Annotated in this window: 16 protein-coding genes; 4 read left to right on the top strand and 12 right to left on the bottom strand. The window is 68.5% G+C overall.

What is annotated here, in order from left to right; genetic code table 11:
- Positions 1 to 51: 51 nt before the first annotated feature.
- The 12 genes from DM194_RS28275 to DM194_RS21405 all read right to left on the bottom strand — a co-directional run bounded on the left by DM194_RS28275 (position 52) and on the right by DM194_RS21405 (position 15,027).
- Positions 52 to 204 (bottom strand): hypothetical protein, encoded by a 153-nt coding sequence (locus DM194_RS28275; RefSeq protein ID WP_162630144.1) that lies wholly within the window; start codon positions 202 to 204, stop codon positions 52 to 54.
- Between the two features lie 90 nt (positions 205 to 294).
- Complete coding sequence (locus tag DM194_RS21355; RefSeq protein WP_111069570.1) at positions 295 to 969, bottom strand: DUF6064 family protein; 675 nt, start codon at positions 967 to 969, stop codon at positions 295 to 297.
- Entirely contained in the window at positions 969 to 1,898 is a 930-nt protein-coding gene (locus DM194_RS21360) for an aldo/keto reductase (protein ID WP_111069571.1), read from the bottom strand. Before DM194_RS21360 ends, DM194_RS21355 begins: the two co-directional genes overlap by 1 nt.
- 134 nt (positions 1,899 to 2,032) lie before the next feature.
- Positions 2,033 to 2,689 (bottom strand): molecular chaperone TorD family protein, encoded by a 657-nt coding sequence (locus DM194_RS21365; RefSeq protein ID WP_162630145.1) that lies wholly within the window; start codon positions 2,687 to 2,689, stop codon positions 2,033 to 2,035.
- Between the two features lie 156 nt (positions 2,690 to 2,845).
- Positions 2,846 to 3,718, bottom strand: a complete 873-nt coding sequence (locus DM194_RS21370; RefSeq protein WP_111069573.1) for a dimethyl sulfoxide reductase anchor subunit family protein — start codon at positions 3,716 to 3,718, stop codon at positions 2,846 to 2,848.
- Positions 3,719 to 3,722: 4 nt separating this feature from the next.
- Positions 3,723 to 4,307, bottom strand: a complete 585-nt coding sequence (locus tag DM194_RS21375) for a DMSO/selenate family reductase complex B subunit (protein ID WP_111069574.1) — start codon at positions 4,305 to 4,307, stop codon at positions 3,723 to 3,725.
- A gap of 11 nt (positions 4,308 to 4,318) precedes the next feature.
- Positions 4,319 to 6,685 carry a DMSO/selenate family reductase complex A subunit gene (locus DM194_RS21380; protein ID WP_111069575.1) on the bottom strand — a complete coding sequence of 789 codons (2,367 nt, stop codon included), beginning with the start codon at positions 6,683 to 6,685 and terminating at the stop codon, positions 4,319 to 4,321.
- A 535-nt stretch (positions 6,686 to 7,220) separates the two neighbouring features.
- The gene (locus DM194_RS21385; RefSeq protein ID WP_111069576.1) at positions 7,221 to 8,426 is read right to left on the bottom strand and encodes a CoA transferase; all 1,206 of its coding nucleotides are present in this window, start codon (positions 8,424 to 8,426) and stop codon (positions 7,221 to 7,223) included.
- 107 nt (positions 8,427 to 8,533) lie between these two features.
- Positions 8,534 to 9,286 (bottom strand): glucose 1-dehydrogenase, encoded by a 753-nt coding sequence (locus tag DM194_RS21390; RefSeq protein ID WP_111069577.1) that lies wholly within the window; start codon positions 9,284 to 9,286, stop codon positions 8,534 to 8,536.
- A gap of 135 nt (positions 9,287 to 9,421) precedes the next feature.
- Positions 9,422 to 10,381, bottom strand: coding sequence for a LysR family transcriptional regulator (locus DM194_RS21395; protein WP_111069578.1), 960 nt, complete (start codon positions 10,379 to 10,381; stop codon positions 9,422 to 9,424).
- Between the two features lie 199 nt (positions 10,382 to 10,580).
- Positions 10,581 to 12,284, bottom strand: a complete 1,704-nt coding sequence (locus tag DM194_RS21400; protein WP_111069579.1) for an acyl-CoA dehydrogenase family protein — start codon at positions 12,282 to 12,284, stop codon at positions 10,581 to 10,583.
- A gap of 73 nt (positions 12,285 to 12,357) precedes the next feature.
- Positions 12,358 to 15,027 (bottom strand): 2-oxoglutarate dehydrogenase E1 component, encoded by a 2,670-nt coding sequence (locus DM194_RS21405; RefSeq protein ID WP_111069580.1) that lies wholly within the window; start codon positions 15,025 to 15,027, stop codon positions 12,358 to 12,360.
- 507 nt (positions 15,028 to 15,534) lie between these two features.
- Between DM194_RS21405 and DM194_RS21410 the strand changes: the two genes are divergently transcribed.
- The 4 genes from DM194_RS21410 (at position 15,535) to DM194_RS21425 (ending at position 20,343) form a co-directional block, all read left to right on the top strand.
- A complete protein-coding gene (locus DM194_RS21410) occupies positions 15,535 to 16,620 on the top strand; it encodes a TRAP transporter substrate-binding protein (protein WP_111069581.1) in 1,086 nt (361 codons plus the stop codon).
- A 139-nt stretch (positions 16,621 to 16,759) separates the two neighbouring features.
- The gene (locus tag DM194_RS21415; RefSeq protein WP_111069751.1) at positions 16,760 to 17,380 is read left to right on the top strand and encodes a TRAP transporter small permease subunit; all 621 of its coding nucleotides are present in this window, start codon (positions 16,760 to 16,762) and stop codon (positions 17,378 to 17,380) included.
- A 169-nt stretch (positions 17,381 to 17,549) separates the two neighbouring features.
- The gene (locus tag DM194_RS21420) at positions 17,550 to 19,340 is read left to right on the top strand and encodes a TRAP transporter large permease (RefSeq protein WP_111069752.1); all 1,791 of its coding nucleotides are present in this window, start codon (positions 17,550 to 17,552) and stop codon (positions 19,338 to 19,340) included.
- Positions 19,341 to 19,359: 19 nt separating this feature from the next.
- A complete protein-coding gene (locus DM194_RS21425) occupies positions 19,360 to 20,343 on the top strand; it encodes a ketopantoate reductase family protein (protein ID WP_111069582.1) in 984 nt (327 codons plus the stop codon).
- Positions 20,344 to 20,385 lie beyond the last annotated feature (42 nt).

The following is a 20,385-nucleotide window of genomic DNA, read 5'->3' on the forward strand; positions in this document are numbered from 1 at the left end:
TGACCGGTGTGGCCGCCGGGATGCTGCCGGCGGCCTGAACCCGTCCTGCCGCTATCCCATGATGTCCTCGCCGATCCTGCCGCCGCTGGGCCGGCCGGTCTTCGCCCCGGCGGTATCCGAAGGCAGGCCGGTGCAGAAATCGAAGCCGACCAGCAGCGCGAGGCTGAGGATCGACAGGGCGATGGCGATGTTGAGGGCGGTCATGGGATCGCTCCATCCGGTGGTCTTGCGCGGTGCAGGAGCGATCCTGCACCCGGTCGCGATCCGGCGCTGTGAGCGGCCCCACAGTGGGCTTCACTCCGTGCGGGCGGCGGGCGGGGCGCCGAGCATCGCCATTGCCCCCGCCCCTGCCCCCGCCGCAGCCAGCAGGACCCAGCTTTCCGCCGCTCCCATGCCGTACAGGGTCAGCCAGCTACCAAGGCACCAGATGAGCGGAATGACGAGCAACAGCCACGACCAGCGCCCGGCCGCCATCAGGACAAGCCCGACGGTCGCGATGGCGGTCGGGTCCGGCGTGATGCCGAAGACCTCCGCCCCCCGTATCGACCGCCCCGCCAGCGGCGCCGTCAGCGGGTGCAGGACGACGGCATAGAGAAACAGCCCGAGCCCCACCACCCCACGCGCCGACCGGTCGAACGACCAGCGCAGCCGGGGGCCGACCGAGGCCAGCAGCACGGCCTGCAGCGCGAACAGCGGTGCGACGTAGACCGCCGCCCAATTGATGGTGGTGTAGCGCTCCCACAGGAAACTCCAGGCGACCCAGCCCCACAGGAGCGCCAGACTTCCCGCGATCGTCCGGTGCGACCATGGCCGCGGCCGGAACAGGAGCCACAGAATGGCGATGCCGAGCAGCAGGATCGGCACCTGCGCCGGCCAGAGCGCCTCATTGTGGCGTTCGATCAACCGCCAGTAGGCGCGCGGGCTGAACAGCAGGAAATCCTCGGCGGAGTAGGTCCACCATTCCGGCATCAGAGCGCCCTCACATGGTCGGCCATGCGCCTTCTCATCGCGGCGTCGGGCAGCGGTCCGCTCATCGCGGCCATGTTTTCCCGCACATGCGCGACCTGGCTGGTCGCGGGGATGGCCACCGTGACGGCGGGATGGGAGATGATGAATTTCAGGACGACCTGCGCCCAGCTGGTGGCGCCGATGTCGCCGGCCCAGGCGGGCAGCGGCTGGCCGGCCAGCCGGCGGAGCAGGACGCCCTGCTGGAACGGGCGGTTGACGATGACGCCGATCCCGCGCGCCGCCGCCAGCGGCAGGATGCGGTCCTCCACCTCGCGGTCGACGATGTTGTAGGTGAGCTGCACGAAGTCGAGCGGCTGGCTGGCCATGATCGCCTCCAGCAGGTCGTGGCGGCGGCCTTCCGAGGTGGTGATGCCGACATAGCGGAGCCGGCCCGCCGCCTTCATCGCGAACAGCGTTTTCAGATGCTCATCCCACGACAGCAGGTTGTGGACCTGCAGCAGGTCGAAGCGCGGCACGCCCCACAGGCTGCGCGACTGTTCGACCTGCGACGGCCCGCGGCTGCCGGAGGAGATCCAGACCTTGTCGGCCGAGAACAGGCTTTCGGGCTGCCCCAGCTTCCGCAGGCCGTAACCGACCACCTGCTGTGAGGAGCCGTACATGGGAGAGGAGTCGATCATCCCGCCCCCGGCCCGGAAGAAGGCGTCCATGACAGCCGCGCATTCGTCGCGCAACTCGTCGTCGTCGCCGACATTGAAGGTGATCCAGGTGCCGAGCCCGACGGCGGGAATCGCCTCGCCCGTGGAGGGAATGCGCCGTGTCGCCGCGGCACCGGCCAGTGAATTCGCCTGTGTCCGGGCGAAGGCCGGCTGCATCGCCATGGCTGTCGCGGCAAGAGCGCCCTGCAGGATCGCCCGTCGTGTCGCTGTCATGCTCCCTCCTTCCTGCACACTGCCCTCCCGCGCCCGTATCGCATGGCCTGTCGGCGGCTTCGGACAGTTAGGTAGTGCGCAAGGGGCGGGACAGCGTTACCCGATCTTTCGAAGATCCTGCATCCGTACGGCGATCATTGTTCCTGCCGGTCCGGAATCGCGGCGGGAGCATCCTGCGGGAAGGGGACGGCGCGATGCCCGGCGACGCCCCGCAGCACCGATTCCGCGAGCGCCGCCGCGTCGGCATAGAACGCGGCGGTCTCTTCGCCGGACGTTACCCTGGCCTGCGCCGCCAGCCGCAACGTCCGCAGATAGCGCGGCGCCCAGGGCAGGAGGTGCTGGCCGAGCAACTCGTCGAAGCTGTCCAGCCGCTCCTCGGTGACGAGCCAGGCGCCGATCCAGCACAGCGTGCCGAAATGGTCCTCCGGCCCGGAGGAGGGCGCCTGCGCGGCGATCCCTTCCCGGATCAGGAAATCCCGGAGGCGCAACGTGGACGGGCCGTAGAGGGAGCGTTCGACGTCGAGATGGACGGACCCCCAGGGCGGCGCCTCCAGGGGCGCCGGGCCGACGAACAGGTCCATGTAGGTCCGGTGCAGCGCCGCCCGGTCGAAGGGCCGGCCCAGCCGGGCAAGGATGTGCGAAGTCTCGCCGGCCCCGGCGCCGGGCGACGCCATGGTCGCGGATTGCCGGGCCAGCTCCGCCAGGACGGGCTGCATGCGCGCGTCCTCAGGATCGAGACTGAACAGGGCGCCGACCAGATCGAGGAGTTCGGCGGTATCGCTGCTGTGCATGGTCACTCCCTTTCGCCTCCATGACGGCGCCACGCCGCTTCGGCGGCGATCGCCGCTAAAGCGGCGTGGCGCCGTCATGGAGGAAAGAACACCCGGAGGCCGGGTTTCGTGGCGCCGGGGACGAGGAGTGGGAGCCTGCCACCCCTCGTCCGGCGATCAGCCGTGGATCGCATAGAAAACATACCGGCCGACCACTTCGCCCGAAAGCAGCAGCAGACCGGCGACGGCGGCCAGCGGCCAGCGGCCGCGTTCGCCGTTTCGCGACACCTGCCAGGCGGCCAGCATCATCAGCGCGGCGCCGGCCAAGCCGAGAACCCACCGCGCGGCCCGAAGACCGCCGTTGGCCTCGAAGGCCTCGACGGGGTGCAGCGGGTAGGTCACCACCTCGTTCAACGGGCTGGCGCCGATCGCCGCTACATAGGACGGCTGCACCAGGAGCTGGGCCGCCAAGCCGGCCAGGACCAGCGCCGCCGTGGCGGCGAACAGCTTGCGCGTCGTGGCGGGGTCGACCCGTCCGGCGACGCCGGGCGCGATCAGGAGCAGCCCGAGGACGGAGCCCATCAGGATGAGCCCGCCCAGGAACATGACGTGGGTGTTCAGGTGCATCCACGTCACCACGGAGGTGTTGCGGTAGATCTCGCCCATGGCCAGGACGCCCAGCACGCCGATCAGGAACGCCCCCGACAGCAGGCGGCTCTGCGCCTTGCCGCTCCGGAGCGCCCACAGCGTGGTCAGGCATATGGCGCCGATGAACGCCGAGACGAGCAGGATTTCCCGGCTGAGCCAGGACGACGCCACGTGCCGGATCGCGTTCGGCGCGTTCATGGGATAGCCGAGATGGGCGAAGGACGCGGCAAGCCCCGCCACGGCAAGGCCGCTGGCCACCAGCATGGGCAGCCGCAGCACCTGGAAGCGCTGGCGTTCCTGCAGCGCGTCGTGCAGCCAGTAGCCCGCGAGGGCGGTGTATCCGGCCAGGCCGACCGCGGAGGTCAGCAAGGCGGTGAAAACTAGGATTGGCCACTCTTGCATGGCATCAGCCCTCCAACTGGGCACCCTGATGGGGCCGTATGACGAGGTTGGGCCTGGTGATCGAGGAACTGGGCAGGCCCTTGGCGTCGGCGACCGTGCCGTATCTGGCGCGCAGCTCCTCGATGGGGCCGTATTTGATGGCGTTGAGGGGGCAGGCCGCGACGCAGACCGGATCCTCGCCCTTCGCCTGGAGATCGATGCAGAAGTCGCATTTCGACATCTGCCCGGTCGCCTTGTTCATCTGCGGCGCGCCATAGGGGCAGGACCACGCGCAGGTGCCGCAGCCGACGCATTTCGCCGTGTCCACGACGACGACGCCATCCTCCGTCCGTTTGGTCATGGCGGTGGTCGGGCAGTTCTTGACGCAGACGGGATCCGAGCAGTGGTTGCACGAGATCGACATCGTGTAGGCGAAGACGTTGTTGACGTAGCCCTTGCCCGCTTCCGCGAAGCCGCCGCCGCGAACCTCATGGATGCGGCGGAAGGCCCGGCCGTCGTCGAGGCCGTTCTTGTCCTTGCAGGCGACCTGGCAGGTCTTGCAGCCGCTGCAAAGACTGGATTCTATGTAGAACCCGAGTTGCTTTCCCATGGTCGTATTCCTTACGCCTTGCTGACTTCGACAAGCATGGTCTGATGCGAGTTGCCGTGAGCCAGTGGGGTCATGCGCGTGGAGCTCAGCACGTTGGCGCAGCCGCCGCGGTCGATGCCTTCCGGACCGGGCCGCCACCAGGCCGCGCTTTGCAGGGCCACCACGCCGGGAATGATGCGCGGGGTGATGTCGATGCCGATCTCGGTGATGCCGCGGTCGTTGAAGATGCGGACCGTGTCGCCCTTCTTCAGGCCGCGCTTGGCCGCGTCGATCGGGTTGATCCAAAGCTGCTGGGGCTGGACCGCCTGTTCCCAGGGATTGAGCTGGAAGGTCGAATTCGCCCGGTTCTTGCCTTTCCAGGTGATGAGCTGGAGCGGGTATTTGCCGGTCAGCGGATCCTGCGGCCCTTCCCAGGACGCGACGTAGCGCGGGACCGCCGGGATTTCCGGGTTCTTCATGTCGTAGAGCCGCTTGGAGAACAGCTCGATCTTTCCCGACGGGGTGTCGAACCTGTTGTTCGCGGGATCCTCGATCTGCTTCTTGAAGGCGACGTAGCCGGTCGATTCGAAGTAGTGGACCCGTTTCGCCAGAAGCTCATCGAAGCTTGGGAAGCCCGGAGTGTCCTTGCGCGACTCCTCGACGATGGCGACGATCCAATCCTTCTGCGAGCGGCCGAGCGTGAACTCCTTCTCGACGCCGAGCTTGCGCGCGACGTCGGTCAGCCAGTCGTACTCGTCCCTGGCCTCGTGCAGGGGTTCGATCAGCTTCTCCGACAGCATGACGTAGTTGCCGGTGCCCCAGGTCTCGCCCAGGTTCCAGCGCTCCGCGAAGGAAATCGCCGGCAGCAGGATGTCGGCGTATTTGGCGCTCGGCGTCAGATACAGGTCGCTGCAGACGATGAACTCGACCTTGCTTTCGTCGGCCAGGAGCCTGGCGGCGGCGTTGACATCGGGATTCTGGCTGACGAGGTAGTTGCCGGCCAGGCAGAACATCATCTTGATGTTCGTCTCCAGCGCCTCGGCGCCTTTCAGCCCCACCTCCGGCGTGACCTTGCCGGCGTCCTCGACGGCCTGCTGCCAGTTCATGATCGAGATGGAGGCCTTCACCGGGTTCGCAACGCTGTCGGGGAAGGACGGGAACTTGCGGTTGCCGATGCCGCCGTATCCGGATGCCCAGCCGCCCGACTTTCCGACATTGCCCGTCAGGCTGGCGAGCAGCGTGCCGCCGCGGGCGATGCGTTCACCGCAACCATGGCGCTGCGGTCCCCAGCCCTGGATCAGGGCCGCCGGCTTCGCGGTGGCGTAGCTGCGCGCCAGTTCGCGGATGGTGTTGGCCGGTACCTTGCAGATCGCCTCGGCCCATTCCGGGGTTTTCGGCGTGCCGTCCTTGCGGCCCATCAGGTAGGACATGACGGACTCGTCCGCCGGAACCCCCTCGGGCATGTGCTCCTCGTCGAAGCCGACGCAATAGGTATCGAGGAACGCCTTGTCGTGCAGGTTCTCGGTCACGATGACATAGGCCATCGCGTCCATCAGCGCGTTGTCGGTGGTGGGGAGCAGGGGAATCCACTGGTCGGCGTAGGCCGACACGGAATCCGAATAGCGCGGATCGACGACGATGAACTTGATGCCGCGCCGCTTCATCTCCTGGAAATAGTGGTTGGTGTGGCCGAAGATCGTCTCGGCCGGGTTGTGGCCCCAGAGGATGACCAGCTTGCTGTCGAGCAGGGTGTCGATGCTGCTGCCGCTGCGGCTGGTTCCGTAGGTGTAGGGCGTCACCGCGGCGGTGTTGCCCATGCTGACGGAGTGATAGTAGTCGAGGTAGCCGCCGGTCAGGCTGAGCAGCCGCCGCGCCATCACGTCGCCCGAGAACGGCCCGCCGGTGCCGGCCGTGTTCACATGGCAGAAGCGCGAAGCCGGCCCGTGTGTGTCGCCGATCCGCTTCCATTCGCGGGCGATGATGTCGGTGGCCTCGTCCCAGGTGATGCGCTCGAACTTGCCTTCGCCGCGCTTGCCGACGCGCTTCATCGGATATTTCAGGCGATCCGGGTTGTAGATGAACCGGCGGTAGCCGCGGCCTCGCACGCAGCCGCGCATGACCGGCATCTCGGGGTTCACCTCGCCGTCGAGCCGGGTGCTGATCCGGGTCAGGACGCCGTCCTTGACATGCGCCTTGATCGCGCATTTGCCGCCGCAGTCGAAGGTGGAGCAGGTCTGGACGATCCGTTCCAAATCTCCCGATGGACGCGCGGACGCGGCGGCGACCGGGAAAACGAAGCCGCCGGCCAGAAACGGCAGACTTGCCAGCCCGCTCGCTTCCAGAAACCTCCGGCGCGTCAGATTGAAAGTACAGCCCATGTCCTTGTCCTCACAGCGCATGAATTAATGCATCGTACTCCCGAAAAGACACCCCCAGGCGCGGCACCTCGTCGCACACAACTGAATGTCACAGACGGCAAAATTATTTGGACAAATAGGGCAAGCTACTTCCAGGCAATTTGGAAGTTTGCGCTATGCGGGAGAATTTTACATTTGACGCGACCGTGAGTAGGTGTGCCGTACTCCGCGTGGCTTGAGCGCGGCCGGGTGTTTCGAGGGCTGACTTTGGCGCACGAACGGGGATGCGGCTGGCACGCAGCGCCTTGGCGGGCACCGCCGATTTGTCGGCGCAGGATGGAGAATTCCGGCTATGGGCGGAACTTGAGCCCGGCGGCGGGACGGAAATCAGGGTTCCGCGCGGCTGATGCGGTGGTTGGGGCGGTGTGGAATCACTACAGGGCCGCCGGCGCGGCCGAAGGCATGCGGCGTTGCGCTCCTTCAGCCGCGTGGAACTCTCCGGCGGCATGATGCACGCCTGCCCCGGCAAACCGGCCGGCTGGGCCGGTCTGCCGGCGAAACGGTGGTCCAACGGCCTCTACGCGACGATGCCGGCATCATGAAGACGGCCGATCTCCGCGGAGGGCAGCCCCAGCAGATCGGCCAGCACCGCGTCGGTGTCCTGCCCCAGGCCGGGCGCCGGGCGATGATCGGTGCGCTCGCCCATGCCGGGAAAGCCGAGCGGCGATCCGGGAACCAGCAGCGACCCGACGCCGGGCTGGTCTATTTCACGGAAAAGCGGGTTGGCGGTGGAGCAGCGGGCATCCTCGGCGACGAGCTGGCCGAAATCGCGGTAGGGGCCCCACAGCACGCCCGAGCCGGCGAATGCGGCCTCGACCTCCGCCAGCTTGCGGGCGGCGAACCAGGGGGCGAGCACGGCGGAGATCGCATCGCGGGCCTGGAAGCGCCCGCCTTCGTCATCCATGTCCACGCCCATCAGCGGGCCGATCATCGCCAGCCTGTCGGTCAGCCCGGTGGCCTTGCCGAGCGCCTTCCACTGGCGGTTTGAAATGGCGACGACCATCGCGCGCCGCCCGTCGGCGGTGGCGAAGTCGCGGCCATAGGCGCCATACAGGTCGTTGCCCATCGGCGGACGCACGGCGCCGTTCACCCGGACATCGGCGAGGTAGCCGAGATTGCCGATGGTCGCCAGCATCACGTCGGCCAGCGCCACCGTCACCTCCTGCCCCCGGCCGGTGCGTCGCCGATGCCGTTCGGCCGCCAGCAGCCCGGTGGCGAGGTAGAGGCCGGCCGCCACGTCCCACGCCGGCAGAACATGGTTCACCGGCTCCCCTCCCCTGCCGGTCGCCATCGGAAATCCGCCGGCGCAGTTGACGGTGTAATCCACCGCCGCCGATCCGTCCGGATTGCCGGTCAGCCGCAGCATGATCAGGTCGTCGCGCTTGGCGGAAAGCGCCTCGTAGCCCATCCAGCCGCTGGCCGGCAGGTTGGTCAGCAGAAAGCCGGCATCCTCCCCCGACGCGGTGATGATGGCCTGGGCGATCTCCCGCCCCTCCGGCTTGTCGAGCGCCAGGGTGACCGACCGCTTCGCCTTGTTCAGCGCCGTCCAATAGAGGCTGGTGCCGTCGGGCGCCAGCGGCCAGCGGCGGTAGTCGATGTTGCCGCCGATGGGGTCGATGCGGATCACCTCCGCGCCCAGCTGGGCCAGCGTCATGCCGCCCAGCGGAGCCGCGACGAAGGCCGAGACTTCGACGATGCGCAGATCGGAGAGTAAGGAGGACATGGGAGAGGGCTTCCGCTCGGGGTGGATGGATTGGGGCGGCGGCGGTTTGCCGGAGGGGTGCGGTCAGCTCGGGGCAAGTCCGCACCCCGACCTTACACGAACCGTCCTCAGACGCAGCGGCCGCCGTCGATTTCCAGCACCACGCCGGTGATGAACGCCGCCTCGTCGGAGGCGAGATACAGCGCGGCATTGGCGACGTCGGAGGGCTGGCCCAGGCGGCCGAGCGGAACGATGCCGAGCATGCGCGCCCGCTTCTCCGGGGTGTCGCCGCCCATGAAGGTGGCGAGCAGAGGCGTTTCGGTGGCGACCGGAGCCAGCGCGCAGACGCGGATGTTGTCGGGCGCCAGTTCCAGCGCCAGCGACTGGGTGATGTTGTGTACCGCGCCCTTCGTGGCGTTGTACCAGACCAGCCCGGGGCGCGGACGCAGCCCGGCGGTGGAGCCGAGGTTGAGGATCACGCCGGACTTCTGCGCCCGCATCGTCGCCACCACCGCCTTGGAATAGAGGTAGATCGACTTGACGTTCAGGGCGAAGACGCGGTCGAACTCCTCTTCGGACACGTTTTCGAACGGGCCGTTGGCGTGGGTGGAGCCGGCGTTGTTCACCAGGATGTCGAGCCGCCCGAACTTCTCGACCGTGGCGGCGATGGTCATCTCGACATCGGCGGCCTTCGTCACGTTGGCGGCGATGCCGATGGCGGCGTCGCCCAGCCGTTCCGCGACCGCGCGGGCGGCGTCCGCGTTGATGTCGACGACCGCCACGCGGGCGCCCTCGCGCACGAAGGTTTCGGCCATCGCAAGACCCAGGCCCTGCGCCGCCCCGGTGATCAGGGCAACCTTGCCGTCCAGGCGCTTCGTCATTCTCGGTTCCTCCCCAGGGGATTATGTGTGATGGGGGGAGGCTATCCGCGCCGATCGGGCCGTGCTATGGACCATCCGTCATAACTGCTATCAGTGCCCGAAGCATAACGCGGTTAAGCACGGCTCCACGTTCCTTCAAAGCACGCTGTTCTCCCCCGCGCTGCCGGGAGCGACGACCTTGCCCTTCAGCACGCCGTTGGCGACGCATTTGACGACTTCGACATGGATCAGCCGCAGCAGGGCACGGGTCGCCTTCGACACCGGCTGATGCAGCGGCGTCGCGGTGACCAGCATGGCGTTCATGTCCTTCGACGCGATCTCGCGCGCGACCAGCCGGCCCTGGCGCACCTCGCGGTGGACGGCGCCGAAGGGAAGAATGGTCGATCCCATCCCCTCCTCCACCAATTGCTTGATCGCGGTGACGGAGTCGATCTCCATATCGACCTGCAAGTCGATGTCGGCCCGGCGCACCGCCGCGTCCACCACACGGCGCAGGCCGTTCTCCAGGCCGGGCAGCACGAAACGCAGGTCGCCCAGCATCTCCACCTCGACCTGCCCGTCGTTGCCGGCGCCGGCATCCTTCGCGGACTGCACCAGCAGCAGGTTCTCCACCAGCAGGGGCGACGACAGCATGCTGCGCCCCCGCCGGGCGTCGTAAAGGACGGCGAGGTCGAGGCGTCCGCCCTCGACCCATTCCAGCAGCGTGCCGCTGAACACCTCGTGGATGCGCAGTGTGGCGTCGGGATAGTTCTCGTGGAACCGGCGGGCCAGCGGCGCCCCCAGCGTCGCGCAGATCGATGGCGGCAGACCCAGTGTGACCGACCCGGTCAGCCGTTCCGACTGGTCCTGGATCTCCTCCTTGATCTCCGACAGCGCGCCCAGCAGATGGCGGACCACGTCGTACAGCTTGCGTCCCTGCTGCGTCAGCGACACGCCGCGCCCATGACGGTAGAACAGGCTGGTGCGCAGCTCGTGCTCCAGCTTCTGGACCTGCCGGCTGAGCGCGGGCTGGGTGATGCCAAGCTTGACCGAAGCCTTTGAAAAGCTGCCAAGGTCAGCCACCTGAACAAAGTAGCGCAGTTCCAGAAGTTCCATTCGCGGCGGGTCTCGTCGTTCGGCCTCCATGTCGGATAGCGAATACGCGAGTATGACACAAGCGGAGTCGCGGCAGGTCAGTCCTGCCCCGTCCTCCGCCGCGTCCAGCCGTCCTGTCATCGAGCGCAAAGCCTGACGCATCAGGCTTTACGCTTGCCCTCGAACGCCGGGCGCAAGTCGGAACCCGCGCCCGGCGGTATCAGTTGCGCCGGGTGAGCAGGCCGCGCGCCACGACCTGGGCCTGGATTTCCGCCGCCCCTTCGAAGATGTTCAGGATGCGGGCATCGCACAGCACGCGGCTGATCGGATATTCGACGGCGTAGCCGTTGCCGCCGTGGATCTGCACGGCATTGTCGGCATTCGACCAGGCGACGCGCGCGGCCAGCAGCTTCGCCATGCCGGCCTCGATGTCGCAGCGGCGGTCGCTGTCCTTCTCCCTCGCGGCGAAATAGGTCAATTGGCGGGCGATCATCGTTTCCACCGCCATCCAGGCCAGCTTGCCGGCGACGCGCGGGAAGGCGGCGAGCGGACGGCCGAACTGGATGCGCTCCTGGGCATAGCGCAGGCCGAGTTCCATGGCGTTCTGCGCCACGCCGACGGCGCGGGCGGCGGTCTGGACGCGGGCGGATTCGAAGGTCGCCATCAGCTGCTTGAAGCCCTGGCCCTCGACACCGCCCAACAGGTTCTCGCGGGGAACGGCGAAGCCGTCGAAGCCGATTTCGTATTCCTTCATGCCGCGATAACCCAGCACCGGGATCTCGCCGCCGCTCATGCCCTCCGCCGGGAAGGGATCATCCTCGGTGCCGCGCGGCTTCTCGGCCAACAGCATCGACAGGCCGCGATAGCCGGGAGCGTCGGGATCGGTGCGCACCAGCAGCGTCATCAGATCCGACCGGCTGCCATGGGTGATCCACGTCTTCGCCCCGGTGACGCGATAGGTGTCGCCGTCCGCCACCGCGCGGGTGCGCAGGCTGCCCAGGTCGGAGCCGGTGTTGGGCTCGGTGAACACGGCGGTCGGCAGGATCTCGCCGGACGCGATGCGCGGCAGCCAGCGCGCCCGCTGTTCGGCGGTGCCGCCCATGCGGATCAGTTCGGCCGCGATCTCCGCGCGGGTGCCGAGAGAGCCGACGCCGATATAGCCGCGCGACAGCTCCTCCGTCACCACGCACATGGCGAGCTTGCCCATGCCCAGCCCGCCGTCCTCCTCCGGCACGGTCAGGCCGAACACGCCCATCTCGGCCATCTGCTCGACGACGGCGAGCGGGATCAGCTCGTCCTTCAGATGCCAGTCATGGGCATGCGGCTCCACCGCGTCGGCGACGAAACGGCGGAACTGGTCGCGGACCATGTCCAGCGCCTCGTCCTCCAGGGCCGGGTCGCCGAAGCCGCCGCCATGCAGCGCATCGGCCAGCAGTTCGGCGATGCGCAGCCGGAGGCCGGAGGCGTTGCCGGCGGCGATCAGCCGCCGCACCGCCTCGGTTCGGAAGGCCTCCCGTTCCGCCTCGCCCAGCCCGAAATCGGCGGGGCGGACGATCTCGCCCTGGCTCATCGCCAGACCGCCGTCGAGCTGGGCCAGATACTCGCCGAACGCCGCCTGGAGCATGGCGGATTCCAGCTCGCCCAGCCGGCCGGCGCGGTCGAGCCGTTCCGCCCAGCCCCGCATCTGGCGCAGCGCCTCGGCATAGGTCGCGACCCAGGCGAAGCCATGCGCCGCCACCTGATGGCGGTCGAGCAGTGCGGCGTCAACGCGCCCATCGGGCGCCACCAGCGCCGCGACGCCGCGCTCCGCCGCCACGGCCAGCTGCGCCACCGCGTCCAGCGCCGAGGCCGTGGCCTGCAACAGATCGGGAAGCAGATGCGGAGCGGCTTCGGACGGGCTGACGGTGCTCAAGGTGGAAGACATCGGCGCGTTTCCCCGGTGTTCGTTGTGTTGTGTTTGCCATCGGGACCAACCGTCGCTGAAGACGGCCGTCCCGTCACTCCGCCACCGCTTCTTCGCGGGACGGCAAGCCGGCTTCGACCCCGGCGAAGGCCCGTTCGACCAGCCGGCGCTGGTCGGCGTCATGGTCGCCGTGGAAGCTGCCGGCGGGAGAGGCCGCCTCGGCACGGGCCACGCAGGCGACGCGCGGTTCGGCGCAGCCGGCCGCCTCCCGCAATGCCTCCAGCCGGCGGTCGAGATAGGTCCAGGCCCCCAGGTTTTCCGGCTCCTCCTGCACCCACAGGCAGGACGCGTCCGGCCAGCGGCGGAACAGAGCCGACAGCTCCGTCTCGGGCAAAGGATACAGCATCTCCAGCCGCACCACCGCCACATCCTCGGCGCCCAGGGCGGCCCGTTCGCGCTCCAGCTCGTAAGCCAGCTTGCCGCTGCACAGCAGGATGCGGGTGGCGCGCTGGCCGGCGGTGACGACGACCGGTCGGAAGCCGGTGCCGGGCGCGAAGTCGGCCAGCGCGGACACCGCCGCCGGCAGGCGCAGCAGCGTCTTCGGGCTCAGCACGATCAGCGGCTTCCGGTCGCGCCGCAGCATCTGCCGGCGCAGCAGGTGGAAGTAGTTCGCCGGGGTGGACGGATGCGCGATGCGGATGTTGTCGCGCGCCGCCATCTGGAGGAAACGCTCCGGCCGGGCGGAGGAATGCTCCGGCCCCTGCCCTTCCAGCCCGTGCGGCAGCAGGACGACGAGGCCCGAGGGTTGGCGCCACTTGTCTTCCGCGCTGACGATGAACTGGTCGATCATGATCTGGGCGCCGTTGGCGAAATCGCCGAACTGCGCCTCCCAGATCACCAGCGCGTCGGGCCGCTCCAGGCTGTAGCCGTATTCGAAGCCGAGCACGGCATATTCCGACAGCGGGCTGTTGACCACGTCGAAGCGGGCCTGTGCGACGCCCAGATGGTTCAGGCTGACATGGCGCTTCCCGGTGACCGCATCGGTCAGGGCGAAATGCCGGTGGGAGAAGGCGCCGCGAACCACATCCTGGCCGGTCAGCCGCACCGGCACCCCGTCGGCCAGCAGCGTGGCGAAGGCCAGCGCCTCGCCGGTCGCCCAGTCCAGCGGCTCCTCGGCGCGGCGGCGGATGACGCGCTCCACCTTGCGGTCGACCGCCAGCCCGTCGGGGATGGCGGCCAGCGCCGCCAGCAGGGCCCGCAGCCGGTCGGAACCGATGCCGGTGTCCGGTTCGGCGGCCGTTGAGCCGCCGGACGCGAACGGCGCCCAGCGTCCGCCGGGGAAGCCGTCATGGTTCGGCCGGTGATCGGTGGCGGCGGCCAGCGCGTCCTGGAAGCGTGTCTTGTGCCCGGCGGCGAGCGCTTCGGCGGCGCCCTCCTCCACCAGCCCTTCGGCGGCAAGACGCCCGGCATAGAGCGCGCGGACAGGCGGGTGGGCGTCGATCGCGGCGTAGTCCAGCGGCTGGGTGAAGCGCGGCTCGTCGATCTCGTTGTGGCCGTTGCGGCGGTAGCCGACGAGGTCGATCACCGCATCGCGCCCGTGCGTCTGCCGGAAGGCGACCGCGAGATCGGCGGCCCGCAGCGCCGCGTCGGGATCGTCGGCGTTGACGTGCAGGATGGGGCTGTCCACCGCCTTCCACAGGCCGGTGCAATGGAGGGAGGTCCGCGCCTCGTCTCGTTCGGTGGTGAAGCCGATCTGGTTGTTGACGATGATATGGATGGTGCCGGCGACGGTGAAGCCGGCGACGCCGGACAGTTGCAGCGCCTCCGTCACGCTGCCCTGGCCGATCACGCTGGCGTCGGTGTGCAGCAGCACGCACAGCACCCGCCGCGCCTCGCCGCCCTGCTCCCGGACCAGATCCTGCCGTGCCCGCGCCCGGCCCAGCGTGACCGGATTGATCGCCTCCAGATGCGACGGGTTGGGGGACAGGGTCAGCGCCAGCGTTCCTTCGCCGAAGGACAGGCTGCTTTCCACCCCCATGTGATAGGGAACGTCGGCGGGAACCGGCGGGTCGGACAGAAAGGGATGCATCCCCTTGATGCCGGCGAACAGCTCGACCAGCGGCTTGCCCAGCACATTGGCCATCAGGCTCAGCCGGCCGCGGTGCATGGTCCCGACCTGCACCTCGGTGACGCCCGCCGCCGCCGCCGCCGCGAGGATGCGGTCCAGCAGCGGAGTCAGCGTCTCCATTCCCTCCGCGCCGAACCGCTTCTTGGTCGGGTAGCGGGTGCCGAGCAGCCTTTCGAACTCCTCCGCCGCGCTCAGCAGCGACAGCGCCCGGCGCCGCGCTTCCGCCGGCGGGGCGGCGGCGGCGACCTCATAGGCGTCGCGCAGCCAGGACCGCAGTGCCGGGTCGTCGATATGGGCGGTTTCCAGCGTCAGCGTGCCCTGATAGAGCCGTCGCAGCCGCGCGGTCTCCGCATCCTCGGGCGCCGGGCCGGCGGCGGGCGCCGCACGGCCCAGCGGATCGAGGGCGGCGGCGGCATGGCCGCGCTGACGGATTTCCTCGTGCTGCAGCAACAGCCGCCCGGCCGCCGGCTCGCCGGGGTCCGGCGAGGCCGGGGTGAGCGCGCCCAATTCCTCCAGGATCTGGAAGACGGCGCGCCAGCTCACGTCCACCGACGCGGGATCGTCGCGGAAGCGCTCCTGCAGCGCTTCGAGATAGGCGGCCCCGGCGGCGTTGAGCGGAGAGGACGGCCTAGACATGGCGCTTACCGTTCATGCGGTTGAACATCCGTCGTTTGAGGCGGTTGGGAACAGTTCATCCCAGACTAGCGGTCGGCCCCTCGTTACGGAGCGCGTGGCGTGCCTGTAACAGATATTCATTGCGGGCATAGCAAACCGTCAGCAGATCCCCGGTTTGGCGGCGGATGGCGGGCTCCGGCGGAAACGGTTCGTAGTACTGATGGCTTGTCCAGCTTATGGCTGTTATGCCCCCGAAACACATTCCGCTGTGCGGCCGGTTGCGCCACTGTCACGGTCACCACATGGCCCAGGCGGCCCCCGGCCAATCACCGCCGATGCCGGGAACAGCCGCCGCCAACTCCACGGATACCGTCAGAAGGAGACGCCGCGACCACCGTCAATCATCGAATGACAAGGCACCTGTCTGCTCCGCATCGGTGGGACAGCTGTCTTGGCGACAACAGTGGTCTTTGGCGTTCAGCCGGTATGTTGCCGTCACACAACAAGAACTTCGGGAGGAACAACAACATGAAGCGCCGTCAATTCTTCAAGGGTGCCGCCGTCGCCGCCGGTGCCTCCACGCTTGCTGCTCCGGCCATCGCGCAGTCGGAGCCGACGATCCGCTGGCGCTGCGTGTCCAGCTTCCCGAAGAACATCGACGTGCTCTATGGCAGCGCCGAGGTGATGGCGAAGAACGTCGCCGAGGCCACCGACGGCAAGTTCCAGATCCAGGTCTTCGCCGCCGGCGATCTGGTGCCGGCGCTGCAGGCCCTGGACGCCGCCAGCAACGACACGGTGGAGATGTGCCACACCGCGTCCTACTACTATGTCGGCAAGGATCCGGCCTTCGCCTTCGGCTGCTGCCTGCCCTTCGGGCTGAACACCCGCCAGCAGAACGCCTGGTTCTATCACGGCGAGGGCGGCAAGCTGCTGGAGGAGTTCTATGCCGGCTACAATCTGAAGGCGCTTGCCGGCGGCAACACCGGCTCCCAGATGGGCGGCTGGTTCCGCAACGAGATCAAGAGCGTCGAGGATCTGAAGGGCCTGAAGTTCCGCATCTCCGGCCTGGGCGGCCAGATCCTGGCCAAGCTGGGCGTGGTGGCGCAGCAGGTCGGCGGCGGAGACATCTACCCGGCGCTGGAGCGAGGCACCATCGACGCCGCGGAGTTCAACGGCCCCTACGACGACGAGAAGCTCGGGCTCTACAAGATCGCGCCGAACTATTACTATCCGGGCTGGTGGGACGGCACCTCGCTCCAGCATTTCTTCATCAACACCAACCGCTGGAACGCCCTGCCGAAGCACTATCAGGCCGCTCTGACCGCGGCCGCGGCGCTGGCCAACGTCGACAGCGTGGCGCGCTACGACGTGCTGAATCCGGCGGCCCTGAAGCGCGTGGTCGCCAACGGCGCCAAGCTGCGCGCCTTCCCGCAGGACGTGCTGCAGGCCAGCCACAAGGCGGCGATGGATCTCTATGACGAGCTGTCGGAAAAGAACCCGGCCTTCAAGAAGTTCTACGAGAGCTACCGCCGCTTCCAGAACGACTCCAACCTGTGGCTCCAGGCATCCGAATACGCCTATGACAGCGCCACGCTCCGCCTGACCCGGCGCTGATCCGCCGTCTCTCCTTGCGATATCCCCGCCATGACCGGGCAGCGGCACCGCCGCTTCCGGCCATGGCGGCGTCGCGACCTTCGCGACCGGTCTTCCGGGAGAAGCTGCCCCCATGACGAGTCCACCCCCCTCCCCCATGATGACGGCCCTCGTGCGGGCCTGCCAACTGGTCGACGCGGTCACCGCGTGGCTGGGCAAGACGATTGCCTGGCTGATCCTGCTGGCGATCCTGGTGTCGGCCGTCAACGCCGTCATCCGCAAGCTGTTCGACGTCAGTTCCAACTCGTGGCTCGAACTGCAATGGGTGCTGTTCGCCGCCGTGTTCCTGCTCTGCTCCCCCTGGACGCTGCGGGAGGACGAACACATCCGCATCGACATCGTCAACGCGACGCTGAAGAAGCGCACGCGCGACGGGATCGACATGTTCGGCCATATCGCCTTCCTGCTGCCGTTCAGCTTGGTGATGATGATCACCTCCTGGCCCTTCGCGCTCGGCTCCTACGCCATCGGCGAGCAGTCGATGAATGCGGGCGGCCTGCCGCAATGGCCGGCGAAGCTGCTGATCCCCGTGGGCTTCACCGTGCTGTTCGTCCAGGGCCTTTCCGAACTGGTCAAGCGCGCCGCGATCATGGCCGGCCATCTGGAGGATGCGAACCAGCGGGCCGGTGGCCATCAGGCGGCTGCCGAAGCCGAAGCCGAGAGGTTGCTCGCCGCGGAGCGCGAGCGAACCGCCCATCCCGACACCATTCCAAGCCGGTAGACGCGCGATGAGCACGACCTCCCCCACCCCTTCGACGCGCACCGTCCGGCTGTCCGTCATCTCCCTGCTGCTGCTGGCCGCCGTCGCCGTGGCGCTCTATGTGCTGCCGGTGCCGGGTGCCGGCGCGCTTGCCGAACAGGACGGCTGGCGCGGCTGGTTCGGCCACAACATGGCGCCGATCATGTTCGCCACCCTGGTGGTGATGCTGCTGCTGGGCTATCCGGTCGCCTTCGCACTGGCCGCCAACGGCCTGCTGTTCGGCCTGATCGGCATTGAGCTTGGCCTGTTCCGCCCCGACCTGTTCCAGGCCCTGCCGGAACGCGTCTACGGCACGATGAACAACGACGTGCTGCTGGCGGTGCCGTTCTTCACCTTCATGGGGCTGGTGCTGGAACGCTCCGGCATGGCCGAGGATCTGCTCGACACCATCGGGCAGCTGTTCGGTTCGATCCGCGGCGGCCTGGCCTATGCCGTCATCTTCGTCGGCGCGCTGCTGGCGGCGACGACCGGCGTCGTCGCCGCTTCGGTCATTTCCATGGGGCTGATCTCGCTGCCGATCATGCTGCGCTACGGCTACGACCGCCGGCTGGCGTCCGGCATCATCGCCGCATCGGGCACGCTGGCCCAGATCATTCCGCCGTCTCTGGTGCTGATCGTCATGGCCGACCAGCTCGGCCGTTCCGTCGGCGACATGTACGAGGCCGCCTTCATCCCCGGCCTGCTGCTGTCGGGCCTGTACGCCCTCTACGTCTTCGTCGTCTCGATGATCTGGCCCAAGGCCGCTCCCGGCCTGCCGCCGGAGGCCATCGCCTACCGCGAGCCGAACGGCGAGCGCGGCGTCTGGCAGCTCGGCCTGGTCACCCTGTTCTCGGGTGCCGTCGCCTATTGGGTGATGGGCCGCACCGAGGTGAAATCCGGCGCCGACTATGTCGTGCTGCTGCTGTCGGTGGCGGTGATGGTGGCCTTCCTGGCCGCCACCTTCAACCGGACCTTCGGCGCGCAGCGTCTGGTTCTGCAGTCGGCCGTGACCGCGGCGCTGACGGCGGGGGCCGCGTGGCTGACGCTGAACGGCTGGACCACGCTGGCGCTGCTCGCCGATGCCGTCGCGGCCGGCGCGCTCTACGCCCTGGCGGTGGCGCTGGTGGAGCGGGCCAGCGGGCGTCGCCTGATCTCCCGGATGGCGGAACAGGCGACCTTCGTCATGGTGCCGCCGCTGGCGCTGATCTTCCTGGTGCTCGGCACCATCTTCATCGGCCTCGCCACCCCGACCGAGGGCGGCGCCATGGGCGCCGTCGGCGCGCTGGTCCTGGCGGCGACGAAGAAGCGGCTGAGCCTCGACATGGTGCGTCAGGCCACCTATTCGACGGCGAAGCTGGCGGCCTTCGTGCTGTTCATCCTGATCGGGGCGCGGGTGTTCTCGCTCACCTTCTACGGCGTCGACGGCCATATCTGGGTCGAGGAGCTGATGGTCTCCCTACCGGGCGGCCAGACCGGCTTCCTGGCGGCCGTCAGCGTGATGGTGTTCCTGCTCGCCTTCTTCCTCGATTTCTTCGAGCTGGCCTTCATCGTCATCCCGCTGCTGGCTCCGGCGGCCGACCGGCTGGGCATCGACCTGGTGTGGTTCGGCATCATCCTGGCGGTGAACATGCAGACCAGCTTCATGCACCCGCCCTTCGGCTTCTCGCTGTTCTTCCTGCGCTCGGTGGCGCCGAAGCTGCCCTACATCGACCGCGTGACGAAGAAGGAAACCGCGCCGGTCCTGACCAGCCAGATTTACTGGGGGTCCGTACCCTTCGTCGTCATCCAGCTCGTGATGGTGGTGCTGGTGATCGCCTTCCCCCAGATGGTCATGCATTACAAGTCCGCCGCCGTCAAACTGGACGACAAGCAGATCGAGGAGCAGTTCCAGGGGCTGGGCAACAGCCTGGACGACGACATGCCGCCGTTGGAATTCAAGTGAGACAGGAAGGAAAGACGCCATGCGCATCGCCGTCGTAGGAGCCGGCGCCGTGGGCGGCGCGCTGGCCGGGTATCTTGCCGCCACCGGCCGGCACCAGCTGTCGCTGCTGGCGCGCGGAGAGCATCTGGCGGCAATCCGCGAACGCGGGCTGTCCGTCCAGACGCCGAAGGGAACGTTGACCTGCAGGCCGCAGGCCAGCGACTCCGCTGCCGAACTGGGCCCGCAGGACGTGGTGATCGTCACGGTCAAGGGGCACGGGCTGCCGGCGCTGGCGTCGTCCTTTCCGGCGCTCTGCGGCCCGGACACGCTGGTGGTGGCGGCGCAGAACGGCATCCCCTGGTGGTATCTGTACGGTGCCGGGGACGACGTGACGCCGGAGCCGCTGGACGTGGTCGATCCCGGCGGCGCCGTCTGGTCGGCCATCGGGCCGGAGCGGGTCGCCGCCTGCGTGATGGAGGTTCTGCCGGCCCGCATCGTCGAACCGGGCGTCGTCGCCCACACCGCCCTGCCGGTGCTGGCCTTCGGCGCTCCCCGGCCCGGAGACCATGCCGCGAAGCTGGCGGCCCTGGCCGACTCCTTCAATGCGGCCGGCGCCACCGCCCGCCTTCCCGGCGACATCCGCGCCACGCTGTGGAACAAGCTGATGCTCAACATGGCGGTCGGCCCGACCAGCGTGCTGACCGGCGCCACCATGGGCGCCATGGAGCAGGCCCCCGGCATGGCCGCCGTCCAGGGCCGGCTGATGCGCGAGTGCCTGGCCGTGGCCCGCGCCTGGGGCGTCGACCTGCCCGACGACATCGACGAGCGGCTCGGCCGCGGCAGCGGCGTCCCCGGCCACAAGCCGTCGATGCTGCAGGATTTCGAAGCGGGACGGAGCATGGAGATCGACCCCATCGTGACCGCCGTCCTGGACCTCGCCCGCCGCCGCGGCGTGGCGGTGCCGACCATCGAGACGCTGTGGGCGCTGACCGCCCTGAAGGAGCGGGTGGCGCGCGCCGGCTGATGCCGGCACGACGGCGGCCCTTGCGGCGGCCCTAGCGGCGGC

Source organism: Azospirillum ramasamyi, assembly GCF_003233655.1.
Lineage (GTDB): Bacteria > Pseudomonadota > Alphaproteobacteria > Azospirillales > Azospirillaceae > Azospirillum > Azospirillum ramasamyi.